At 64.0% G+C, this 23,176-nt stretch carries 18 protein-coding genes; 7 read left to right on the top strand and 11 right to left on the bottom strand.

All coding sequences use genetic code 11. From position 1 onward, the window contains the following. Positions 1 to 177 precede the first annotated feature (177 nt). The 3 genes from ABZ079_RS09855 to fusA all read left to right on the top strand — a co-directional run bounded on the left by ABZ079_RS09855 (position 178) and on the right by fusA (position 5,715). Positions 178 to 1,365 carry a hypothetical protein gene (locus ABZ079_RS09855; RefSeq protein ID WP_356938898.1) on the top strand — a complete coding sequence of 396 codons (1,188 nt, stop codon included), beginning with the start codon at positions 178 to 180 and terminating at the stop codon, positions 1,363 to 1,365. Beyond that, positions 1,365 to 2,558 carry a caspase family protein gene (locus ABZ079_RS09860; RefSeq protein ID WP_356938899.1) on the top strand — a complete coding sequence of 398 codons (1,194 nt, stop codon included), beginning with the start codon at positions 1,365 to 1,367 and terminating at the stop codon, positions 2,556 to 2,558. The genes ABZ079_RS09855 and ABZ079_RS09860 overlap by 1 nt, the downstream gene beginning before the upstream one ends. A 1,078-nt stretch (positions 2,559 to 3,636) precedes the next feature. Then, complete coding sequence (gene fusA, locus ABZ079_RS09865) at positions 3,637 to 5,715, top strand: elongation factor G (protein ID WP_356938900.1); 2,079 nt, start codon at positions 3,637 to 3,639, stop codon at positions 5,713 to 5,715. Between the two features lie 198 nt (positions 5,716 to 5,913). On the opposite strand, the gene ABZ079_RS09870 is transcribed toward fusA, so the two are convergent. The 5 genes from ABZ079_RS09870 to ABZ079_RS09890 form a co-directional block, all read right to left on the bottom strand. Continuing rightward, on the bottom strand, positions 5,914 to 6,873 hold the full coding sequence (locus ABZ079_RS09870) for a tyrosine-type recombinase/integrase (protein ID WP_356939001.1): 960 nt from the start codon (positions 6,871 to 6,873) through the stop codon (positions 5,914 to 5,916). 195 nt (positions 6,874 to 7,068) lie between these two features. Further along, positions 7,069 to 7,275, bottom strand: a complete 207-nt coding sequence (locus ABZ079_RS09875; protein ID WP_356938901.1) for a helix-turn-helix domain-containing protein — start codon at positions 7,273 to 7,275, stop codon at positions 7,069 to 7,071. Between the two features lie 1,067 nt (positions 7,276 to 8,342). Further along, on the bottom strand, positions 8,343 to 9,050 hold the full coding sequence (locus ABZ079_RS09880; RefSeq protein ID WP_356938902.1) for a WbqC family protein: 708 nt from the start codon (positions 9,048 to 9,050) through the stop codon (positions 8,343 to 8,345). A gap of 43 nt (positions 9,051 to 9,093) precedes the next feature. Continuing rightward, complete coding sequence (locus tag ABZ079_RS09885) at positions 9,094 to 9,762, bottom strand: YdcF family protein (RefSeq protein WP_356938903.1); 669 nt, start codon at positions 9,760 to 9,762, stop codon at positions 9,094 to 9,096. A 16-nt stretch (positions 9,763 to 9,778) separates the two neighbouring features. Next, positions 9,779 to 10,885 carry a helix-turn-helix domain-containing protein gene (locus ABZ079_RS09890; protein WP_356938904.1) on the bottom strand — a complete coding sequence of 369 codons (1,107 nt, stop codon included), beginning with the start codon at positions 10,883 to 10,885 and terminating at the stop codon, positions 9,779 to 9,781. Between the two features lie 297 nt (positions 10,886 to 11,182). Between ABZ079_RS09890 and ABZ079_RS09895 the strand changes: the two genes are divergently transcribed. Then, positions 11,183 to 11,968, top strand: coding sequence for a DUF317 domain-containing protein (locus ABZ079_RS09895; RefSeq protein WP_356938905.1), 786 nt, complete (start codon positions 11,183 to 11,185; stop codon positions 11,966 to 11,968). A 240-nt stretch (positions 11,969 to 12,208) separates the two neighbouring features. After that, complete coding sequence (locus ABZ079_RS09900) at positions 12,209 to 12,793, top strand: DUF317 domain-containing protein (RefSeq protein ID WP_356939002.1); 585 nt, start codon at positions 12,209 to 12,211, stop codon at positions 12,791 to 12,793. A gap of 909 nt (positions 12,794 to 13,702) precedes the next feature. Here ABZ079_RS09900 and ABZ079_RS09905 read toward each other — a convergent pair. From ABZ079_RS09905 to ABZ079_RS09925, 5 genes are all read right to left on the bottom strand, one after another. Continuing rightward, positions 13,703 to 14,536, bottom strand: a complete 834-nt coding sequence (locus tag ABZ079_RS09905; RefSeq protein ID WP_356938906.1) for an aminoglycoside phosphotransferase — start codon at positions 14,534 to 14,536, stop codon at positions 13,703 to 13,705. Continuing rightward, on the bottom strand, positions 14,517 to 15,362 hold the full coding sequence (locus tag ABZ079_RS09910; protein ID WP_356938907.1) for an aldo/keto reductase: 846 nt from the start codon (positions 15,360 to 15,362) through the stop codon (positions 14,517 to 14,519). Before ABZ079_RS09910 ends, ABZ079_RS09905 begins: the two co-directional genes overlap by 20 nt. After that, positions 15,284 to 16,507, bottom strand: coding sequence for a cupin domain-containing protein (locus tag ABZ079_RS09915; protein WP_356938908.1), 1,224 nt, complete (start codon positions 16,505 to 16,507; stop codon positions 15,284 to 15,286). Before ABZ079_RS09915 ends, ABZ079_RS09910 begins: the two co-directional genes overlap by 79 nt. A gap of 74 nt (positions 16,508 to 16,581) precedes the next feature. Then, on the bottom strand, positions 16,582 to 16,752 hold the full coding sequence (locus ABZ079_RS09920; protein ID WP_356938909.1) for a hypothetical protein: 171 nt from the start codon (positions 16,750 to 16,752) through the stop codon (positions 16,582 to 16,584). Positions 16,753 to 17,145: 393 nt separating this feature from the next. Next, positions 17,146 to 18,036, bottom strand: coding sequence for a DUF5655 domain-containing protein (locus ABZ079_RS09925; protein ID WP_356938910.1), 891 nt, complete (start codon positions 18,034 to 18,036; stop codon positions 17,146 to 17,148). Positions 18,037 to 18,168: 132 nt separating this feature from the next. Between ABZ079_RS09925 and ABZ079_RS09930 the strand changes: the two genes are divergently transcribed. Beyond that, positions 18,169 to 18,843, top strand: coding sequence for a DUF317 domain-containing protein (locus ABZ079_RS09930; protein ID WP_356939003.1), 675 nt, complete (start codon positions 18,169 to 18,171; stop codon positions 18,841 to 18,843). A gap of 577 nt (positions 18,844 to 19,420) precedes the next feature. Then, positions 19,421 to 20,188, top strand: a complete 768-nt coding sequence (locus tag ABZ079_RS09935) for a transposase (RefSeq protein ID WP_356938911.1) — start codon at positions 19,421 to 19,423, stop codon at positions 20,186 to 20,188. A 121-nt stretch (positions 20,189 to 20,309) separates the two neighbouring features. Here ABZ079_RS09935 and ABZ079_RS09940 read toward each other — a convergent pair whose 3' ends face one another. Then, entirely contained in the window at positions 20,310 to 22,766 is a 2,457-nt protein-coding gene (locus ABZ079_RS09940; protein WP_356938912.1) for a DUF262 domain-containing HNH endonuclease family protein, read from the bottom strand. Positions 22,767 to 23,176 lie beyond the last annotated feature (410 nt).

The following is a 23,176-nucleotide window of genomic DNA, read 5'->3' on the forward strand; positions in this document are numbered from 1 at the left end:
TCGGAGCCCCAGGAATGCCTCCCATGCAATCGCCGAACTCCCGAACCCGCAGCGGCCGTAGGGACTCGGGCTCCATTCTGAGTCGCTCAGCGGCTCTACACGGACTAGGCTAAGAACTACATCGGCGTTCGAGTCGGCCCCACCGAAGATCCTCGGTTGCAGCGGAGGGGCAGAGAAATGGCCCTCGTATTCGTTCACGGCATCGGAAATCGCGATGAGGCGCAATTTATAGCCGCCACCCCCGTTCGAGACGGCCATTTCAGGAAACACCTACTGCCGGCGGCGTATTCGGATCCCGTTACGGTAGCCATAGAAAGCCCTCCATGGGGAAGGTATGGAGGTCGTCTGCACTGGAACCATGCAAGCCTGACAGGCGGCAGCCCAGAGCGGCTTGGCGGGACAGGGCATGAGCTCGCCACTCTTGCGGCTGCTGTCGCAATTCCGGGAGCCGGCTCGACACAGCTTGCAACAAGTGTCGCGCGCTCCAGTGTGCGTGACGCTGTTGATTTACTTTTCACGGCAATCGATTTCCGAGACAGAGCTCCCAACGAGATAGATGAGCTCGTTGAAATTGGATACCGAATTACCAACTATTGCCGCATCCAGGAAAAAATGAAGCCTGACGGGCCAGAAGCCCACCGCTACCCTTGGCTGTCCCAAGTAAGTGACGACGCCGACTTCATCGATCTCCTTCTGCGGAATGCGCTTCCAGCTCCCATACGCAAGGATCAGGAGTCCCTGGGTGCAGGATCGACTCTCGGTCGCGCCGGAAAAAGGATCCTTACGGCTGCCGCAGATGGCCTACAAAGGGGCTTGGTTGGAGCGCCTATATCTATCGCCGCCAGCGGGATTCGTAGCCTTTTCGGCGAAAACCTATCCTTGCTACTAGGTGACGTCTTCGCATATTTGCAGAACCCCAACCCCATCGTCGACGTCGTAGCCGGATGCATCGAGGACGTGTCGAGCACTGCACCACCTGGGCAACACTTGATCGTTGTCGCTCACAGCATGGGCGGCAACATCGTATATGACATTCTAAGTCGATTCCGGCCTAAACTGCATGTCGATACGCTAGTCACCGTGGGTTCACAGGTAGGCTTGTTTGCTGAAATGGGCCTCTTTGAATATGTGCGAAATTACCAAAGAGACGGCAATCGCCCGCAAAAGGTTCCTCAGCTAAAGAATGTCGATCGATGGATTAACGTGTTGGATCGCAGTGACATACTCGCATATCGCTGCTCGCCGATATTCGAGGGGGTCGCTGACTATGAGTACCCAACCAATAGACCTTGGGCACACAGCGCTTACTTTAAGCAGCCAAATTTCCACGCCCGACTGGGTGCGCGGATCACCGAGGAGCCCTGATGACCAGGATTCCTATCGACGATAGTGCCGACCGTCCACGCGTTCACGCTTTTATCGTCGGAGTGGGTCACTATCCGTATTGCAACACAGAATGGATTGACGGTCATTTCGTGTCGGGCAAGATCAAGGCCGTGTTGCGGGGCATCGCGACCCCATTGACAACTGCTTCACTTTCGGCGATCACGTTCGCTGAATGGCTGGCGAACGATCCACAGCCGTTCAGTATACCTATTGGCACCATCGAAGTGCTAATCTCCGCCGGCACCCCTCAAAAGGTGTGGAAAGGAGCAACGAGTTTCCCCGTGGAACGGGCATCTTTCGGAGCGCTACAAAGGTCCTGCCTGCAATGGTATAAGCGATGCAACGAGCATCGTGAGAATGTTGCTATATTCTTCTGGTGCGGCCATGGGTGGGCAGGATGGGCCGACGAGGGTCGATTTGAACTCCTAGCCGACGATATCGGGGAAGATGAGGTTCAGCCGTTCAATAATGTCGTCGATTTCACGACTACCCACCTCAAAATGAACTCTTGCAAGGCTGCAACGCAATGCTTTTTTATCGATGCCTGTCGCACGTTTCCGGATGGCATGGATGGTCTCACCCAGGGCCATAGCCGCCCTCTCATCAACGTGACTGGCTTTGAGGACCCTGAAGGGGCGGGCAAGGATAGGCCAGTGTGGTCCTCTGTCGCGCACGGCATGGAATCGGTAACTCCACCTCACGCACCGTCCGGCTTCACGGAGGCAGTGGTAAAGGTGCTCCAGGGCCTTGGGGCAGACGGTCGGTCAGGGACGTGGCGCATTGAAACCGAACTTTTGAAGAGGAAACTGAGCGACACCCTGAAATGGGCTGGTGCGAAATACCCTATATCCCTAGGCGGCTACCAGGTTGGGTCCTCGGTCCTGCGAGTCCTCGACGAGCCCCCGATCATTCCCTACCGCCTCGGCTGCCTACCGAAGAATGCATTGCCCCATGCTCGATGGGAATTGCATGATTTGAATTCCTCGAAAGGCTCCTGTCCGGTCAGTCAGGCCGGTGAAATATCAGCTGGATCTTACCAGATTTTCGTTAATTTCCCTGAGGGGTTGCCCTACACTTTCGAGGGTAACATAATGGAGCTTTTCGATACCCCTGGCTTCGAAAAGGAGGTGAAGCTGGGTGAAAAATCAGAAGCGGAAACCGAAAATACCTGACCGCTCGGTCGGCTTCCTTTACCGAGACGAGGGCGTACCCGAGGGTGCCGTAGTGGGCGCGCTGGAGGTTCTGGATTCGCAGCTACAGGCTGTGACGTGTGGGATAGTCCGCAGTAACCAGTTGACGCGGATACTAGTCCCAGCCTTCGGGATGTACTACGTTCGGGGGCGTGTGGCTTCTGGTGCCCAAATATCGGCCGTCTTCAACAGCCAGGAGATGAGCGGTCCGGTTCTCTTGGGATCGACCCTTCAGGAGGACCCGCCCATGGCCCGCTGGATTGCTGCTGGCTGGCGTTGGAGCAAGAGCAAGCACGCGTTTCTACCGGTCGATGGTCCGCTCGATCGAGGCTCCGATCCTCTGCTGGTACGCCCCAGTGGCGGCCAGATCCTGCAGATCACTGGAGAAGGTCTCACCTCGCGCTTCGTTGCTGTCCCCCTCGGAACGAGGATCCGAATCGACAAAAGTGGTACGAACCAGGCACTTCCGCCCGGCCTCGAGTCGACTCTGTTGACCTTCTTGCACGACGACGACGTATCAGCAGCCCGAACTATCGCGGAACAGGTGCTGGCGTCGGATAGCGCTAAAGATGTGCGTGGCCGGCATCTGCTCGGGCTTGCCATGGGCCACTACCTGATCCGTAGCGGGAGTCCCTTGGCTACTGACTGGGCAAGTACCCTCGCCAAGGCACACCCCACCTCGCCCGATGCGCATGTCCTGGATGCGTGGGCTCAGCTACTTGGGCCCAATACCGCCCATCCCCGAATGCGCAGCGCATTGATGGCAAGCCTGGACCACGGTCTGCCAGTGCTGACCATGAGCTTGCGCATGCTGCGCGATGGGCTCTTGCTGCTCGCCGACACCGACGATACCGAGGCTGCTCAAGGGGTGGAATTCCTTCGCCCTTACCTCAGAGCATCCGTCGGTTCCGTACTGAGCACATTCTGGGGTCCAAATCCGAACCAGCCCACACCGGTGCGGAGCGTAAGCCCCAGGCTCCCGAATCATGCGGAATCAGTAAACGTACGCGGCGCAAAATCTGACACATTCCCTCCGGCCAGGGTCCGCAATATCGGGATCATGGCCCACATCGACGCGGGCAAGACGACTACCACCGAGCGGATCCTGTTCTACACCGGTGTGTCCTACAAGATCGGTGAGGTCCACGACGGCGCTGCCACCATGGACTGGATGGAGCAGGAGCGGGAGCGTGGCCTCACGATCACTTCTGCTGTGACCACCTGTCTCTGGCCGGTCGAAGACGTCGACCACTCCATCAACATCATCGACACGCCGGGTCACGTCGACTTCACGGTCGAGGTGGAGCGCTCCCTGCGCGTGCTCGACGGTGCGGTGACGGTGTTCGACGGCGTTGCCGGCGTGGAGCCGCAGTCCGAGACGGTGTGGCGTCAGGCCGACCGTTATGGCGTTCCGCGTCTCTGCTTCGTCAACAAGCTGGACCGTACCGGTGCCGAGTTCCACCGCTGCGTGGACATGATCTCGGACCGTCTGGGCGCGCAGCCGCTCGTCATGCAGCTCCCGATCGGCGCCGAGGCCGACTTCAAGGGCGTCGTGGACCTGGTCCGCATGAAGGCGCTCGTGTGGTCCGCCGAGGCCGCGAAGGGCGAGATGTACGACGTCGTCGACATCCCGGACACGCACACCGAGGCTGCCGAGGAGTACCGCGGCAAGCTCATCGAGGCCGTGGCCGAGAACGACGAAGAGATCATGGAGCTGCAGCTGGAGGGCGAGGAGCCGTCCGAGGAGCAGCTGTACGCCGCGATCCGTCGTATCACCATCGCCTCCGGCAAGGGCACCGGCACCACGGTCACCCCGGTGTTCTGTGGCACCGCGTTTAGGAACAAGGGCGTTCAGCCCCTGCTCGACGCGGTCGTGCGCTACCTGCCCTCCCCGCTCGACGTCGAGGCCATCGAGGGCCACGACGTCAAGGACCCCGAGCTGATCATCAAGCGCAAGCCGTTCGACGACGAGCCGCTGTCGGCGCTGGCGTTCAAGATCATGAGCGACCCGCACCTCGGCAAGCTCACCTTCGTCCGCGTGTACTCGGGCCGCCTGGAGTCCGGCACCTCGGTGCTGAACTCCGTCAAGGGCAAGAAGGAGCGCATCAGCAAGATCTACCGTATGCACGCGAACAAGCGTGAGGAGATCGAGTCGGTGGGCGCCGGCGACATCGTCGCCGTCATGGGTCTGAAGCAGACCACCACCGGTGAGACGCTGTGCGACGACAAGCAGCCGGTGATCCTGGAGTCCATGGACTTCCCGGCGCCGGTCATCCAGGTCGCCATCGAGCCCAAGTCGAAGAACGACCAGAGGAAACTGGGTGTCGCCATTCGGCGTCTCGCGGAGGAGGACCCGTCCTTCCAGGTCCACTCGGACGAGGAGACCGGCCAGACCATCATCGGTGGTATGGGCGAGCTGCACCTCGAGGTGCTGGTCGACCGTATGCGCCGTGAGTTCAAGGTCGAGGCCAACGTCGGCAAGCCGCAGGTGGCGTACCGCGAGACCATCCGCAAGTCGGTCGAGAAGGTCGAGTACACCCACAAGAAGCAGACCGGTGGTACCGGCCAGTTCGCCCGCGTCATCATCGCGATCGAGCCCATCGAGGGCGGCGACGGCGCGTACGAGTTCGTCAACAAGGTGATCGGTGGTCGTGTGCCGAAGGAGTACATCCCTTCGGTCGACGCCGGTGCGCAGGAGGCCATGCAGTTCGGCATCCTCGCCGGCTACGAGATGACCGGCGTGCGCGTCACGCTGCTCGACGGCGCCTACCATGAGATCGACTCCTCCGAGCTCGCCTTCAAGATCGCCGGTTCGCAAGCCTTCAAGGAGGCCGCGCGCAAGGCTTCGCCCGTGCTTCTCGAGCCGATGATGGCCGTCGAGGTCACCACGCCCGAGGACTACATGGGTGAGGTCATCGGCGACATCAACTCCCGCCGTGGCCAGATCCAGGCCATGGAGGAGCGGGCCGGTGTCCGCGTCCTAAAGTGCCTCGTGCCCCTGTCGGAGATGTTCGGCTACGTCGGCGACCTCCGCAGCAAGACGTCCGGCCGCGCCAGCTACTCCATGCAGTTCGACTCCTACGCCGAGGTTCCGCGGAACGTCGCCGAGGAGATCATCGCGAAGGCCAAGGGCGAGTAAGGGCACAAGCCCGCTCCACGCACGCAGGCAGGCAGCTCCACACGTCGATCATCAATTGTCGCATGCCCTGCGTCATGAGGTATGCGTTGACGGGGCCGCAGGCAGTCTTGTGGCGACGAGCCGACCGACCGCTGCCCTCAACTTGAAATAGCACAAAACGACTGCGCCCTCTCCGTCACGGACAGGGCGCAGTAACCTTTATGCGGCGACCGTCAACGGAGTGTCCAGGCGCTCCCAAGCTCCGAGGACAGCCTTGTGTGCGTCCGGCTGCAGGTGGGCGTAGCGCTGCGTGGTCTGGAAGCTCTCGTGGCCGAGGAGGTGCTGGACCTCGTAGAGCGAGACTCCCTTCTGGACCAGCCACGAGGCACAGGTGTGACGCATGGAGTGCGGCGGATAGTGCGGGACGAGCCGCTGTTCGCCGTCGCCGTCGAAGTAATAGGCACCTTCTACAGCCGGCCACCAGGTCTGCCGACGCCAGTTGCCGTCGTCGAGGAGCCGTCCGGCCCGGCCCTTGGTGACGGTGGTAAACACCACGGCGTCACGGTCGATCCCGTGGATGTGGCGTTCAAGTGCCTCCAGGACGTGGGGCGGCAGCGGAACCTCACGGCGGCTCTTGGAGCTCTTCGGGTACTCCTTGATGCCGCTCTTGGTATTGACCTCCACCACGAACAGTCGCGAGCGCCGTTGGTCGATGCGGTGCCGATGAAGGCCGGAGAGCTCGCCCCAGCGCAATCCGGTGTAGAAGCCGAGTAGGCACATCGTTCGCCAGGCGGTGGGTAGTTCGTCCAGGATGCTCTGGGCCTGGTCGAGCGTGAACCACTGCGGCGGCTTCACCGCGATCTGGGGCAAGTCGATGCTGCGGCAGGGGGTCACCGCGATCACATCGTCGTCGACGGCCGAACGCATGATGGAGGACGTCAGGTTGTAGGCCCGCTTGATCGCTGCGGCGCCGACACCCTTCTCGACCAGGGCGCGGATCCAGCTCTGGACGTCCATGCGGGTGATGGCCCGCATCTCCCAGTCCGCCCAGTAGGGCATGACGTGGTTCTTGATGCTGGACGCGTCGCCCCGCAGAGTATGAGGCTCGACCACACGGGCATTCCACCATCGATCGTGCCACTCACGGAATGCTATTTCGCCGGCCCGCGGGTCGCGCATGCTGCCGCGGGCGAACTGGGTCTCCAACTCAATACCCCAGGCACGCGCCTGGGACTTGAGGGGGAATGACTCGCTGAACCGGTCTCCTGCCCGGTTGCGTACGGTGGCCTGCCATTTACCGGACTTCAACTTGCGCAGGTACGCGGTACTGCTCCTTCATGGGTGATGGTGAGGGGCCAGGATGACAACGAGAGGTCAGCGGCGGGGACGCGGGGAAGCGACCGACCTGCTCGTAATGAACTCCTCCAGTCCGGCAGCGGGAACACGGACACGGGAGCGGCCCGCTCCGGTACGTAGGTCGACAATTGGCAGTTCGCCAGCGGCAATGAAGCGGTAGACGGTGCGACGGTCGACATCCAACGCGGCGGCGACAGCAGGTATGGACAGCAGACGGGAACGCATAGTGAGTCCTTGAATACGGGGAAGGGCACCGACGAATGGGATCGACCGGGCCAGCGGGCAGGCCAAGACGAAGGCACCAGACTCCGTCAGAGGTCGTCCGCTACGGCTCCACCGCCAAGCACAGCCAGATGCGGACACCCCCAATGGTCACCAGCATCGCCGGTTTGGCTAACCGGCGATCCTGGTCTACATTGCGCTCGCGGCAATCCAGAAGCCGACGATCGGCTGCCCCTCACGACGCCAACCGGTACGCCTTAATGTGGCCCGTGGTCTCAGCGTCCTCGACCAAGAGATGCCCGTCGCAGATGCGCTGGAGCCTCGCCGCAACCACACGATCCGGGCCGCCAACGTGAGCTGCGACGACTCGGCCTACCGATCCGGGATTCCTACAGGCGAGAGTCAGACGGTCGAGGCAATGCCCACGCCGCATGAGGTCTTCACCGAAGAGACCAGCTGGGCAGACGCACAGGCACATAGCCGACGAGAACGGCCCGTAGTCGGATTGGGTGTGCGTTGGTCCAAGCGTTGAGTGCACCCCAGGAGAAAAGGATGGGGAGTTCAACCGAATAGATCTGAGTGAGCGCATCCACAGGAGAGGCTCCGTATAACGTCCTCCGGTGGGCCATTCGCCGGCCGCATGCTTCCGGTATTTTACATTGACATAGCCGCAGAGAAGGATCCAGTCTTTCGATGAATCTTCGCGTCTGCCGTGGGCGAATGTCGGATACCACAGTCCTGTGCCCCGGATAGGTCCAGCAAGGCTGGCGGTATTGCCAGACCCCTCCTACGACGCTCATGCAACTGGTTATGCCTGTTGCCTCGCAACGGGCATAGCGCAGGCGATAGTTTTCCTTAGTAGGGGTGAAACAGCCGCCCGCCGAGGGCGAGGCGGAGGAAGTCCAATATGTGCGGAGCGCCCCTCCGGCGGGACACCTGCTGCATGATTCTCGTCCATGGGCGCAACCCCGCAGCGCCCCACGGAGACAGTCAACGGTCGTGAGTCCACACGGACTCGAAGTAGTGCGTCATCATCAAGTTCGCAGACACCATCAGCGCTGTCGCTGACCTCATGCAACGGGCCAATGTGCCAATCGCAGAGCATGGTATCGGGCAGCGACGACACGCAGTTCCTCGGTTACGGCCCGGATTCCGTAGACCATGAGAGGGTGCACGGCGCTTACATCGCGCCCGCCCTCCCAGAGCCTCGTCGTCTGCGTGCGGAAAGTAACCACGGCTATCCCGCGGGCCGCGAAGGGGCCCGCCTCGAGATAGCGCATGCCGCCGGTGCCGCAGAGGTAGCCGCGCGCTCGGGTGACCGCCGCGAGGTCGGCGAGTCGCTGCGACCGCTCTGAGCGGGCCGGCAGCCGACTGCTGTACAAGATCCGGCCTTTCCACCCCAACAGGTTGAGCAGCACCCGCGTGGACGCCTCGGCCACGTCAGCGATCTTGTCCGTTCGCCCGAACTGGACCAGCATGGAGTCCAATTCACGCCGGAGAAGCGGCCAGTCAGTGCACCTGCCGTAGTGCTGCGCGAGCATGTGCATAACTCGTCGACGTGACCGTTCCGGGTCGATAAGCACAGCGTCCCGGATGAGGGTCGACCGACCACGAGGGAGACGAGTGGGGATCGAGAGCCATTGGCGCCGGCCTGGGTGGGACACGCTGGCCAGCCGGGCACGGTGCTGGTAGTCGCGGCGGGTGAACTGGACGTCGTCGAGCACAATCCAGTAGTCCGCCGCGAACAGCTTGGCCAGCGTGGTCAGCCGAGGCAGCACGTTGGGCTGGTGGATCGCGCACAGCCCTCCTGGCCGTGGCACGTCATCCGGCGATGAGTCGGCTGGTGAATCCGGCGCGGATGAGGGACTCGTACGCGGCATGTACGTCCTCCGGGACATGCTGCTCGACGGCGAACCCGAGCTTCGGATATTCGATGACGCGTTGGAGATCACCCACGAGCATGTCGATGACGAGCCTCTCGTCGCCGATGCTCTTGAGATAGTCGTCGAATTCCATGGGCTCCGATGCGCAGGTCACCTCCACCTCCGGCCAGAGCTTGCGGGCGGTGGCGAAGGAGCGGCGCTCCATGTAGGGCTTGGAGACGAGGAGCACGGACTTCGGAGTGATGCCGGCAGCCGCGAGAACCTCGCGGGACAGGGTGATGTTCTGGCCGGTGTTGCCTGCGTTCGGCTCCACGAGGATCGCGCCATCCGGCACTCCGAGGGCAAGGGCGTGCTCGCGGAAGTGGACGGCTTCCCCGCGCGGGAACACCTTGGCGGTGGTGGGGCTGTTGCCGCCGGTGAACACGAGGGTGGGGAACAGACCGGCTCGGTACAACTCGGCGCTGAAGGCGGCCACGCCGAGGTCGTGGCTGCCGAGTCCGATCGCGGCGTCGACGGAACGCACGTCGTGATGCATCTGGTGGTAGTCCCAGACCAGCTTGGCGTTGCTGATCTGCTCCTCGGTGATGGCCGGCTGGTTGTCGGTCACTCGCTTTTCTCCCTGGTCACCGTCGTGTGGGGCGGGCTGCCCCGTCGGCCGTCCTCCGGATGTCCGTGATGCTGCGGAGTTGGTGGCTGAGCCCGTACTGGGCCGCCTCCTTGGCAGCGTTGTCGAGGACGTGTAGCCCATCATCCAGGGTGGCGGGATCGGAGAGCAGGATGTGGCCATATGCGGTGTCCAGGCGTACCCGCTGCATGGGCGATTCCGTGACGCCCGTACTACGGGCCAGGTCGATGAGGCGAAGGGCGGCGTCGAGGTTCCCGGAACCGCGGTGAGCGAGGGCCAGCTTCTGTTGAGCGACTGACCAGTCTTCCTGTTCGGAGAGGTCCTCGAAGGCGTGGACCGCCGTTTCCATCACGCTGACCGCATAGTCGTGGTCGCCGTCCTTGCTCAGCGCCGTGCCCACCCACAGACGGGCGCGGGCACGGTCACGAGGGGAAAGTCGTTCGTCAGCTGCGAGGTCCTCGTACTGGCGCGCGGCTGTCTCGAGTTCGCCGACCATCTCCGTGACGACGGCGAGGGAAAGATCGAGCTGAGCTACGCGGCGCGGGATTTCCAACTGGGTATAGAACGAACGAGCGTTGGCGTAGGAGCGCTGGGCCGAGAAGGGGCCTACGACCGCCCCTTGGTCTCGCATCAGGTCTCCCTGCAGCGCGGTGGACCGTGCCAGCAGGGACAAGCCCCGATCGTCCAGTTCCGAGGCTTTATAGCGAGAGGTCCAGCGGTGGAGCAGTGATTCCGCGAAGGGAAAGTTCTGGCGGGAGAGGGCCACGACTGCGCGTTCCAGGTCGTCGGCCCAGGTCTCGTAGTCCCAGGCCCGCGGGCGCGGAATGGTGACGCGCCCAGCTACTTCCAAGGAGGAGTCCCCCTCAGCGAGCTTGGCAAGTTCTGTTTCGAAACGCACGTGGGTCGCTGCGTTTGCCTGGGCGAGCGCTGTATCCAAGATGGCCTGGCTCTCCGTATTGGGCCGTCTCTTGACCAGAAACTTTTCCCAGTTGCTTACGGTATTGACCGAAACACCCAGTTTTTCAGCGAAGGCGCGCACGCTCAAGCGGAGAGCCTTCCGGAGGGCAAGCGCCTCCAGGCCGGTCCATTCATGAACGGTCGCCACGTGCCACTCCTTTCCGTCGCCATCGAAGCACGCTGCGTCGCGTCCGGTGGACGGAAGTGGGACAGAAGTGGGACGGATATGGATTCCCCGACCGCCCAGCCGCCATCAGGCTCGAGGTGCCCCTCGACTACGGCCTGATGGACGGTCATGATCATGGAACCTCTCACGGAACAGCGGCACGTCACCGGTCCGCTCGTGTTCGGCTTCCTACACCTGGTGGGTGTGTCGCGCTGACTTCGACCCCGCCGCTGGCCGGCCCTTCTGGACCGGCCAGCGGCAGAAGCGAGGAACCCCTTCGTGCCCAACCCCTCCACCGACCCCACCGACGCCCTCGTCTCGATCGGCACACCGACCGCCGAGAACGAACCGCCAGCGCCGGAAGTCGTGCCGACCTACGCCGCCGACCCGGGCGACCACGACGCCATCCTCGACGAATTCCTCGCCGCACATGACGACTGGGAGAAGTGGCGCACCTGGTCCGACGACACCACCCACGCCATACATGAATCACAGACCTTGCGGATCGAACGCGTCCACGAAGCTCATCCCCAGGACACCGCCTGGACCGTGGCCGCGTACGAATCCCCTGTCTCCGACCGCATATGGCACCTCACCGCTACCGGCGCCACCCCCGCCCCCATCGTCAGAGCCCTGCTCACCGCCCTCACCGACGAAGACGACCTGCTCGCCGAGGCGGACCAGGTCACCAGGGAGATCGTCGCCGAGGTAACCCGCCCGCTTGCTGACGTCGGTTGGCAGCCCACCGCATCGAGACACGGCCTGCACTGGAAGCCCCATAACGGAGAAGTCAGGCTGACCTTCGATGCCACCGCTGCCGCGTATCCCCGCGATAGGCTCAACACCTGGAGGCTCTGGGCAGGGCAGGACATCGACCGCGCCGAGTGGGTCATCCGCGCCTCCGACTACACCCCCGCCAGCATCCTTTCGCACCTCGCCGGAGAACTGGCTCACGGAATCGGAGCGCGCCAGCATCATCCACGACCGTTGAAGCTGCCGACCCCCTCTGCCACCACGCTGCCGTCCAGGCCGCCACACCAGCCGCCAGCCCCGCGACTGCGTTGACCGGGACGGCTCTACTCGGTCGCCGTCCGCCCCGGCCCCGCCCCCCTCACATACCTCGAGAAGACCGTCCGCAAGGTTCTCCGCGGGCAGACGACAGGGAATCACTCCGCCAGGAGCACCGCCACGGCGCTGGCAGCGCCGCCTGTCGCCGCTCTCGGAGAGCACGAGGAGTTCCTGACCTGCTACCTGGAAGACAACCCCCAGTGGGAGAGCTACAGGACCCGGAGCGACGAGACGACCATCGCCTGCCACGAAAGCCTCACCCTCCGGGCCGCGTTCGACCACGAAGCAGGCCACCGCACCGACACCGCCTGGACCATCACCGAGTACAAAGGGCCCGTGGGCGAACGGTTCTGGCACGCCACCCTCACCGCCAGCACCCCCGTACCCCTCATCCAGACGCTTCTGCAGCACCTCGACGCCCCACTCCCGACAGACGCCACGGAACCGCACGACCCGCTGCGCGACGCCGGATGGAATCCAGCGAGCCACCCGGCACGAACGACCTGGCGCGCACCGAACCAGACCATCGCCTTCGAGCACATCCCCCACGCCACGGACGACCGATGGGCTCTGTACGGCGGGGAAGACCTCGATCAAGCGGCATGGGCCGTCCGCCTCTCCGCCGGCGTCGCCGACGAACTCCTGGCCCAGCTCGCCAGCGCTGCCGCCGCCTCCTCCCCGCTCCCACGCCACCCACACCGAGTCCGCTTCCGGCACCCGCCCTCCGGCTCCCAGCGGCCGGGCCTACCCAGCGCACCCACGGTCGGTGACTGCCCACCGGCCGGGCTCCGGGCGCTTCCTGACATGACTCACCAGCTCTGACCTGCGCAGACGCGGAGGCTGGGATTGTCGACACTGTCTGGCGAGCTAGCTTTCGGAGGTTGCGAAAGCTAGATTAGGGGCGACGCCAAAAACTTGATGCACACCTAATCGTGCGGCAACTTATTAGCGTCAGATTGTCCGGCGTTATATTGCGGCGAACATTACGCCAATGTCGGCGGCGGATCGATTAGCAATGTTGCCGCGGCACAGATTAATAATCTCGCCGCGACTAAAGTTGAGGCCGACGCGGACGAGAACGTCCACGCCGGCCCTCCCGGACGGCCGTCCGGGGCCATAGCGCGGCCCCGGGCGGTCTACTTCGCCAGGATGTCCAGCAGCATCACGCTGCTGGCCAGAGCAGACGCCACGTGCGCCGCGATGGCGCAGACGACATCCACCCTCAGAAGCCCCTTGCCGGAACTACCTCCTGACGAACATTCGGGTTCCTGCCCCGATGAACCACACATGCGGTCTACCTTCCCGCTAGGGGCACGCCGGTTGCGTGCTCCGGACAGGACAGCTCGGCGTACCGAACCGCCCCGTGCAGAGCACGAGCCGAGATCCCCCGTGATGAACGGGCGGCAAGAAGGCCACAATAACCGTTCTTGAAGCCCGCACGCGACCCTTCGAGATAGCAGGCCGAAAGGCTCGCCGCAGTGCGTACGCAGCTGCGTACGCAACCACCGAAGCGCCAGCTTCCGATTCGGAGGTGTTGCCTATTCGAGTTTCATGATGCATTTCGATCCGCAGGTGCCCAGGTGAGGGGGCGGCCGTAGGCTTGGCGTGTCCGAGGTCCCCGCATGGACAGCCCTACTGCGGCACGCGGCCGGGTCACGGCCGAACTGCTCAGGAGCCTAGACCGCAGGCAGGCGCGGGTACACATCACTTCGCCGAGGCTGACCTCGGCGCTCACGTCAGGGCAGTGATCAGTGCAGGCGCCGCGGCTTCCACGGCGGCGGTCAGCGGCCCCGCCTTCCCCGTCCGTCGGTGTGCCCGTGTGACGTTCGCGCAGAGCATGAGCCGGGAGAGCCGACCGGCTCGGGTTTCGAGGACGTTGGCGAACTCGTCGAGGACACGGTCCGCCAGGGCCGGCACCGGCAGGGAGGCAGACCATAGACAGGCCGCGTCCCAGCCGACGGGTGCCTGTCCCCAGTCCTCCCAGTCCAGGAGCGTGAGGGGGGCGGCAGTGAGGTTGGCGTATCCGAGGTCCCCGTGCGCACAGGCCCACTGCGGCACCGTGGTGTCGATCTCGTCGCCGTAGACCTCCGCGATCCGGCGGGAGAGATGGCTCTGCTGGACGCATACCCGGGATGTCTCGTGTCGGGCCAGATTGCCGAGCGCCGTGCGCAGGTGAGTCCACCACGCGTCCGGCAGGGCCGGGTCGTGGTTAATGGTGCCGGTCGGCGAGAGCGCCGGCGCGGTGGCGAGGCTCATTTCGTCGGCCCGCCATACGACGCCGCGGTCGGCGTCGTGCCACATCGCGCCAGCGAACCACTGGGGCCGGGGTACCCCGTCGATCGCGACGGACGCCTCCAGCCCCGTCCAGGACTGGGCGCTGAAGCTACCGGGCTTGACCCAGGCCAGCCGCAGCCACGTGCCCGCCGACGTCGGGAACCCGGCCGTGCCGTTGTAGCGGGAGTAGTGGGCGCGGCTGCGGTCCAGGACCATGCCTGTGCGCTTCTCCGCCTCGGCGAGGACGTCTTGGTGGTCGATCGTGGAGAGGTCATCCATGGTGGGCTGCACGTGCGGCTTCCTTTCCGCGTGCGCCGGCCCGCTCTCTCAGCAGGGCGCGGTATGCGTGGACCGTCTCGGCGCTGGCCGCGATGCGGGTGGCGGCGGCGAGCTCGGTGAGGTGGTCCGGGCGGGTGGTGCCTACGGCGATCCTGCTGACGGTGGGGACGGCGAACGCTGCGGCGAGCCTGGCCTGCACGCTCGATACCGGCCCCTGCCCCGGTTCGAGGAAGAGGCGGGTGTCGAGGCCGGACCAGACGGGGTCTGACGGGTTGCCCGCAAAGGGTGCCATACCCCACACCTCGCCCGCTCTTATCGACTGGGCGAAGTGCTCGGCGGCGTCGAGGACCGGGCCGGGGACCGCCAGCCCGGCGCGCACCATAACCACGTCCGGCCGGGCCTGCGCCTCGGCGGCAACGCGCAACAGCGGCAGGGGATTCCATGTCGTGATCCCCCAGGCGCGGCACAGGCCGTCGGCCTGGCAGGCGGTGAGCGCCTCGCACGCCGCAGCGAGGCCAGCCGGGTCGTGCTCGGGGTTGTGCACCAACACGGTGTCGGGCACCCGTCCCAGCGCCTGCGCTGTCTCTTCGACCGCCGCGCGCAGCCGACCTGGCGCGAGACTGTGCCCGTTAGGGAAGTACCCGACCTTGGTGGCCACCTCGAACCGGGGCAACAGATCGTCGGCCGTAGTGGCGAGCGTCCGGTGTCCCTCGAACCGACCGTAGTTGTAGGCCGTATCGAGGGCGGTGACACCGACTTCTAGGGCTCGTTCGAGGACAGGGCGGGTGGGACCAGCCCGGTATAGCCCGAGCGCAATTCGTCGGTCAGCTCCGCGCACAGCCCCTCCCGGATCAGGATGTCGGCGAGTCCGCCTGTGTCGATGCCGGTCTCGATGCCCGCCTGCTCGATGTCCACCGGCGCACCGGACAGGAACATCCGCAGCGCCGGCAGTGCTTTGCCGTGGAACGTGAGGCGCTTGCCCGTGGCCGTGACGGTTACGTGGTCGCCGTCCAGCGCCAGGAGCGGCGGAAACTCGGTCACGCACACCAGCGAGGCCGGCGGCCCGAACAGGCCAGCGCTCTGCACGTGCCGGGCCGCCGGGCGTTCCTGCTCGCGGGCGGTGAGGAATGCGGCCGGTGAGAACTGCTCCATCAGCCGGGCGGTCGCGGAGACGAGCCCAGCGGCCTGATCGGCCTGCGCCTGGGCGGGGCCCCAGCGGTACAGGTCGGTACGGAACACCTCGTCGCGCCGGCACTGGTCGGCCAGCCACGTCAGCCAGTTCACCCCAGTGCGCTTCACGAACCCGAAGGTCAAGTGCAGGCTGTACCCCTCACCGCGGTCGGTGCGGGTGGCCTGGTGCCAGTGCCCGCGGGGGATGTGCATGACGTCCCCCGCTCGCAGCGTGCCCGTCCAGACCGCTTTTTCCGGCGGGGTGTTATTGGGTTCGGCGTCCCGGTACATCGGCACGGGTCGTGACGGCCCACGGACCTCCCAGGACTTCTCGCCGGCCATCTGCACAATCACGACGTCGTGGTCGTCCCAGTGCAGCGCGAACCCGGCTGCTTCTTGTGTCGTCAGGTAGGCGTTCACCTGCACGAGCTCGTGCGACCACCACTGCAGAGCCCGGCAGGCGGCCTCCATGGTGGCGTCGAAGAAGTCAAGCTCGTCGAGGACGAGGGTGCAGCCCTCGCGTAACAGGGCTGCCAGCCGTGTCATGTTCGCGAAGCGGATGCCCTGCCCACGCCGGGTCACCGTGTCGGTGAAGTACTCGCCCGGGTGCAGCTCGCGCCCATTCTGGAACACGCGAAACTGCGGGTTCGACAGGCTGCGGCGCATCACCGTGTCGAACAGCCGGGTCGGAGTCAACAACCGCGGAAGAAGAGATAAGTCCGGGATCTGGCCCCGGGTGAAGGCCGAACCCATCGGTGCTGGGCCATCCCACCCGAGCGCGGATTCAATGGCGTGAACGAGCTGGTGTTGCACATGTCCTCCGGGAAACGACGGGCCGGGCCCGTCGCGCCTCACGACGGGCCCTGGTTCGGTGAGCGGCGGCCGACCTACGCCTCGGGGTGGTTCAGGCCGTCGCGGTTCTCTCCGTCGTCGCCGGCAGAGGTGCCGGTCGGGTCGGACTCCTGGGTATCGAACCGGTCTTGCACACGGGCCAGATACTCGACCGCGATGAGCAGACCCGAGTCGCCGGTAGCGCTGGACTGTTCCTGCCTCGCCATGATCGTCCTCGCTCGCTTCCTCCGAAGGGGCTGATGACGTGCCGTGGTGCCCTGAAACCCTGACCCCTCGAACGGATGTACGCAAGGGTGCGATCGCGCCTTTGCGGGGCGTGTAAGTGAACCGTTCAGGGAAGGGCGCGGGCTGCCGCCACCCAGGCTGTTCTGTAGCGAGGGCCTTTGATCCTGCGGAACTTCGTCTACGCCTCGAGCAGCAGAACAGAACAGAACAGGCTGCCAAGCGGTGCAACATGCGCGGGATCGCCGGTTAGCCAAACCGGCGATCCCGCGCATGATTGGTGGTCCACTGCCATCCTCTGTCCGTACGTCGAGAGGCATCACCGAAACGACCATCAATCGACGCATGGAACGCGTCCGGAAACGGCCCGTGCTGTTTCACGCCGCCGCGTAGCTCATGCGGAACAGATCCTGGGCCCGCTCCAGATCCCGGAGGGTGCGAAGCTGCACCTCCAGGTCGCCCGTCCCGTGGTGGCCGAGCCCCGTCACGTCCCGGGTGAACCCGGGAACGAGATCGACCTCTTTCGGATCGGCCTTGAGATAGACGAGGAGCTTGGTCTTCTGAGGCAGACAGACACACGCGAAGTTCCGCAGGCGCTGATACGCCCGGTACGTCTTGCGCTGAATGCGGTGCACGCCGTCCCCGAGACCGAGCAGTGTCTCATCCAGTGCCTGCGACAGCTCGTCCAGCGCCGCGCTCTGGCCGTCCTTCACGGCCAGTACGGTCGACCGCCTGCGCACCCGTCGTACGGCCGGTGACCTGCCGCTGACGGAGGCCACGGTCTCAAGGCCGAGCAGGTCCCTGCCGAAGAGTCGGTAACGGACCAGGTCGATGCTGCGCCAGTGCTCGCGCACGGCGTGCACGTCGTAACGGGTGAAGTCGCCGGCGATGCAGATCAGCCTCGGGCTGCTCCACAGCACCTGTGCCGCGGCCGTAACCCCGAGCCGGTCGCGGACCAGATGCTCGAACTCCGCCCGGTGATCCATCAGCCAGCTGAGATAGAACAGGCCCTGGTTGATGACGCCCGAGTCGACGCCCCGCTTGTACTCGACGATGACCGGGGACTCGTTCTCATCAAGGCCGAGCGAGTCGATCCGCCCTCCGTGAACCGGTCCCGTGTTGAACTCGCTCGCCAGGAATCTCACACCCAGCAGGGTCTCCATATGTGCCTCGACGAGGCCCTGCACGTCCGCCTCGGCCTCAGCAAGTCGCGGCACCACCTCGGTCAAGCCGCTTTTCGTCGTGTGGAACAGCTTCAGGCCCGACACCTCCCCCTCCTCGGCTCGGAGATCATCAACACCAAGTCGGCCCGGGATTGTTTCCGCGAGGGGTTGCGGCTCTGTGAAGATGGTGTGAGACGCCACGTCCGGGCCACCGGGACGCATGAGCGTCCACCGTTCATGGGTCTGGAAAATCCCACAGCCGTCCCACAGCTCCAGCGACAACCAGGTGGATCCCGATTCTGGAAGGTCAGAGGGCCGCCTCACGGTCGTCGCCAGCGCGTCCACGAGACCTCGGCACACGAGACCGCATGGACCGTAGCCGCCTACGAGACACCCGTCTCCGACCGCATGTGGGTCCTCACCGCGACCGGCGCTACCCCCGCCCCGGTGCTGGAGGAGCTGCTGGTCCACCTCGCCGGCGGAGACGGCTGGGACACGCCCATAGGTGCCCCGGTAGACGAGAAGATGGTCACCGCGGCCACCCAGCCGCTCTCCAACGCGAGATGGAAGCACACCGTGGAGGGGGGAGGTGGTTCCTCTGGACATCCCCCGCGGGGACGCAGGTGTCCTGTTTCGACGCCTTCACCGCACAACGCCCGAACCAGAACGTGGCCACCTGGACCATCTGGGCCAGCCCCGGTCCGGACCGGCCCATTGGCCATCACCGCGTCCCCGCACACCCCGAGTTCGCTGCTGGCAGATCTCTCCCATGCCCTCGCCCACGAGGCCGGCACGCGCCAGCCTCAGGCTGCGCCGCGGGTCCAGGACCAGGCTTGCTACCGAAGCGCCGACCCCTCCGGCGGTCGCGCCAGCCCAGCCGCCAGCCGTTCATGCCTCGGCGTACGGAGCTAAGGGCTGTCCCGCTACTCAGGGTTGCTGGCATGATGGCGTCCATGACCGCATACCGAAAGGCCGATGCCGCGTAGACGGCCCGGCAGGCTCCGCGCCGACCACCGACATGGCCCGCGTACCTGGAGCGATCCGCCGCCAAGTCGGATCCACTGGCTTTCAACTCGCGCCAGCCTGGCGATACATCGAGTCGAGAGGCTCTCAACCGACTACTACGTGTACCCCGGCGCCACAGACCGAGCGTTGAGACGATACCGAGCCTTTGCGCTATCGCCAGGACGCGGCTCCCTGTACCCGCAGGATGCGGAGTGCTCGTGTCGCGGGTGTTCCTTTGACGATGTGCGGCACGCGCGGGACGTCCTTGATGAGGTACTGCAGCAACTGCCGGCGGGTGCTCGCGAGGAACTGAGGCGTCGGGTGGCTTCCCTGGACGCCGCGTACCTCCAGCGTACTCTGCCGGATCCGTTCGCTGATCAACGTCAGTGGCGCTCCGACCTCTGGTGGCGTCGCCGTCTCGCCGGCGGCAGGGAGGGCTCGTGAACCTAAGCGCCTTCCGCAGCACAGTGAAATGATCACAGCCATGGCTGCTGTGATCACGGCGTCGGAGTCCTCCTGGATAGCCCCGTTCACGGGACTGAGTCCGCGTGCGTTCCGGACTTTGCTCACCCAGCTTCGCCGCGAGGGCGCGGACTCGATGCGGCCTGGCCGCCCGTGGTCGCTGCCATTGGAAGACCGGGTTCTGCTGGTTGCCGCCTACTGGCGGACCAACCTCACCCTGCGCCAACTGGCCCCGCTCTTCGGTGTCTCGAAGTCCGCCGCCGACCGGATCATTGACCACATCGGCCCCTTACTCAGCCTCAAGCAGCGGCAGCGGTTCCGCAAGGACACTGTGCTCATCGTGGACGGCACCCTGGTACCCACTCGCGACCACAGCATCGCCGAGCGATCCAAGAACTACAGGTACTCGACCAACCACCAGGTCGTCATCGACGCGGACAGCCGCCTCGTCGTGGCCGTCGGCGTGCCAGTGCCAGGCAACCGCAACGGCTGCAAGGCGTGGGAGGAGTCCGGGGCGAAGGCCGCCGTCGGCGCGACCACAACGATCGCCGACGGCGGCTACCAGGGCACCGGCCTGGTCATCCCGCACCGCCGCGCAGCCGGCGGAGACCTCTGCGAGTGGAAGAAGCAACACAACCACAGCCATAAGCAGGTTCGAGCTCGCGTCGAGCACGCCTTCGCCCGTATGAAGACGTGGAAGATCCTCCGCGACTGCCGCCTCAAAGGCAGCGGCGTGCACTACGCCATGCTCGGCATCGCACGCCTCCATAACCTCCTCCTGGCCGCTTAAACGAACGAGCGAGCGATACCGAGATCAGCGCATCCGTAACCGGGCTGATCAGTTACGGGACAGCCCTTAGACCTCAATATCATCCGTCCTGTGGGTAACGCCGCCCAATTGGCCAGTGAGGCTACGCCGTTCCAACCGCTCCCCCGGCATCCTCACTCTCGTCGAGCTCATCGTTCTCGGAATCCACATCCTCCACCTGGACCACCAGATCAGTGCTGGAGTCAGACAGCTCCAAGCCGAGCCAGCCCTTGAGTCGTGTGTAGGCCAGACGTAGGAGGACGTCTGCACGCTGATCCATGAACGTCGGATTCCACTCGTCCTCACGCTGCCCCAGTGCTCGCAAGTGTGGGAGGTAACGCTGCATGGCCACTAGATCTTCAGTCGTCTGCGCGAAAGTCAAGCCCGAACTGTTGAGGATCGACTTGGCCTCGTCGGCCGTCTTGGCACCGAGTGCCGCATACAGGACTTTCTTTTCGGTCCAAGGCCGCGAGCTAAGGGACGTGTTAGCGGCGCCCGGTGCCAGGACCAGATTGCCCAGCTTGTGGACGGTCTCCTTCTCGCTGTAGAACTCCTGATCCCACCCACTCGTGGCCTGCTGCGGCGCGATGTGTTCGATCGTGAGGTGTGTCTCGTCCTCCCAACCATCTGCAGTGAAGCACGAGGCGAGCCCCGCCTTGCCTTGGACGATCAGCCCCGGATTCTCCGGATCTTCAATTGTGTCGTGATATGCAGCCAGGAGAAGAAAACGGGTCAGCGGGCGGCTAATTGAGTAGAGCGGCAACGCTGAAGCATCTGCCAGGAAGGAAGCCAAGTTTGGGATGGCGCCGTGCTTCGGGTGCGTCAAACGCGCCGCAAGCTCCTTCTTCAGCAGCTCAGCGTCAACGGTCGGATCAGGCTTAGATGCATCGGGAAATTCCCACTGCCGAGCGAGCGGTCCCATCCCTGTGAGCGAGTCTCCGGCCATGACCGCCCGGTACTGGCTATCGATGTTGCCCGTGCCGCGACGCGTTGCTCGCCAGAAGACCGTGAAGGCAGTGATTGCCTTGATCGCATTCTCGAACTCGGCGATGCGCTTGGTCTTCGCTTCCCCTTCGTCCGCGTGGACAGCCTCGGAGTAGAAGCGCACGAGCGGCGCGATAGCAATGGTGTGATTGAGCGCGTTAAGGAAGCCCAGACACAACTTCACTGTGTCCGTCATGACGGTCGCTTCTAGCCCGGGTAGCGTACGAGAAGTGTTGGGCAGAGGCTCCCAAGTGTTCCCGATAAAGGCCGCCGTGTCGCTTAGGTGGCGCAGGTACGCGCTCCGGTCATCGGCGGAGTCCTTGTGGCGTTCAAAAGTATCGCGCATATAGACCCGCTGATCTGGGAGACGCTTGGAGAGCTTCTTCCCGGTCTCTGCCAACGCGAAAGTGACGAGCAGGTCTCGTGTTGCGTTCTGAAGCTTATCTCCGACGTCGAAACGGTCGAGGTAGCCCTGAACCGCCTTCATGTACGCATATGCGTCCGATCCCTGATAGTCCTCGATCTTCGTTGCCATGACCACCCGAGGGAGGAAGGTCTCGAAGGCGGTTAGAGGCTCGCCCGTGGTGTTCAATGACTCGAAGATCGTGAAGGCGTAGTCCTCGTCCTTGCCTTGCACGACAGTCAGAGCGATGCGGTTCAAGCTATAGGCAGCAAACATGACGAGTCGCATCAGCTCAGCCTCGGGCTCGTCCTGCAACTGCCCCATCCAACTGCAGAATTCAGGGTCGAGTTCGTGGTTGAAGAGCGCACGCTGGAACTCGATGTTGGTAGCGAGGGTTGCTAGCGGCGGTAGATCCTCCAGCTCCTCGATAGGCTTTTGCTGCACTAGCTTGGTCAACGCCGTACGGATCTCGTTGAACCTCTTGATGAGATCGCCTTCGCCTTCGCCCGCGTTCGGTCGCGGCTTCGGCCTGAAGTCCGTGGGCCTAGAAGTCGGCTTCTCATCGTCGGCTAGCACCGAGTAGCTGTAGATAAGGTTGGCGATCGGCGACTCGTACAGCTTGAGCTTATCGGTCTTTGCCCACTGATCCACGAAGGCTCGAATGAGACGCGGGTAGATCGGCGTACTTCCGAAGTTCTTTCGCTCGTAGAACGACGCCCCAAGCATCTGCAGGACGTTGATCGTTTCCGAGTAGAGCTGAATCCGAGCACTGTCGGTCGGATCCGGCTCGTTGCCCTTGAAGACCTTCCATGCACGCTGACGAATGAGGTTGTGCAGGCCGACAAGCAGGATAAGAAGGCTCGACAAACGCTGCTGCCCATCGATCACGGTAAGGACCTTGGACGGGACCTCGGGCTTGACGATTGGCTTCACCGTGACGTGGTTGACGTCATGAATGGTGATGACGGTCCCCAAGAAGGTGAAGCTGTCCGGCGCCTCACCTAGATTCTTGAGGCCATGCAGGGTGTCGTCGAGCAATTTCTCGACTTTGTCCTTGCCCCAGCCGTACGGACGCTGGTAGGGCGGTAGGTAGAGGCCCAGGCCATTGTCAGACAGCAGCTCGCGGACACTCTTGCTCTGCGCCTCGAATATTTCCTTGGCCTGCGTAGGCATGCGTAGTCCCTTTTTCGTTCAGCAGGTTCGGGTCAGATCAGATGCGGCATGACCTTGGAAGGGACCTGCAACCTGCATTTCGGATCATTTAGCTGATGTCGCAAAGCACAATGACAGCACCGAGGAAACAGATCGAGACCTCGAGCGCGGCAAGCCATTCAATGCCGTGCGCGACGCCAACGAGAGGGCGCCTGATCTCGGGCAGCTCCAGCTGTATGAGCGCTGGCACGAAGGATGGAATCCCTGACTGGGCTCACTGAGGAACTGAGAAGATGACATCCGTGCCGCAACAAAAACCCACGAGTTTCCATATATCCGGTTTCACTCCGTCACTGTTCCGTGCCTGTGGGTGAGCCATCACTCATGGTGGCATATGAGTGGTCGACAGAGGTAGCAGGCGTGGCACACGC

The organism is Streptomyces sp. NPDC006314, assembly GCF_040613075.1.
In the GTDB taxonomy this organism is placed as follows: domain Bacteria; phylum Actinomycetota; class Actinomycetes; order Streptomycetales; family Streptomycetaceae; genus Streptomyces.

What these genes read in the sequence shown, in the direction of transcription:
- ABZ079_RS09935 (WP_356938911.1), top strand. Translation starts at nt 19,421, where the DNA reads ATGGCTGCTGTGATCACGGCGTCGGAGTCCTCCTGGATAGCCCCGTTC.
- ABZ079_RS09855 (WP_356938898.1), top strand. Translation starts at nt 178, where the DNA reads ATGGCCCTCGTATTCGTTCACGGCATCGGAAATCGCGATGAGGCGCAA.
- ABZ079_RS09930 (WP_356939003.1), top strand. Translation starts at nt 18,169, where the DNA reads ATGGGTCTGGAAAATCCCACAGCCGTCCCACAGCTCCAGCGACAACCA.
- ABZ079_RS09875 (WP_356938901.1), bottom strand. Translation starts at nt 7,275, where the DNA reads ATGCGTTCCCGTCTGCTGTCCATACCTGCTGTCGCCGCCGCGTTGGAT.
- ABZ079_RS09920 (WP_356938909.1), bottom strand. Translation starts at nt 16,752, where the DNA reads ATGGCGAGGCAGGAACAGTCCAGCGCTACCGGCGACTCGGGTCTGCTC.
- ABZ079_RS09940 (WP_356938912.1), bottom strand. Translation starts at nt 22,766, where the DNA reads ATGCCTACGCAGGCCAAGGAAATATTCGAGGCGCAGAGCAAGAGTGTC.
- fusA (WP_356938900.1), top strand. Translation starts at nt 3,637, where the DNA reads ATGGCCCACATCGACGCGGGCAAGACGACTACCACCGAGCGGATCCTG.
- ABZ079_RS09870 (WP_356939001.1), bottom strand. Translation starts at nt 6,873, where the DNA reads ATGCGCGACCCGCGGGCCGGCGAAATAGCATTCCGTGAGTGGCACGAT.
- ABZ079_RS09860 (WP_356938899.1), top strand. Translation starts at nt 1,365, where the DNA reads ATGACCAGGATTCCTATCGACGATAGTGCCGACCGTCCACGCGTTCAC.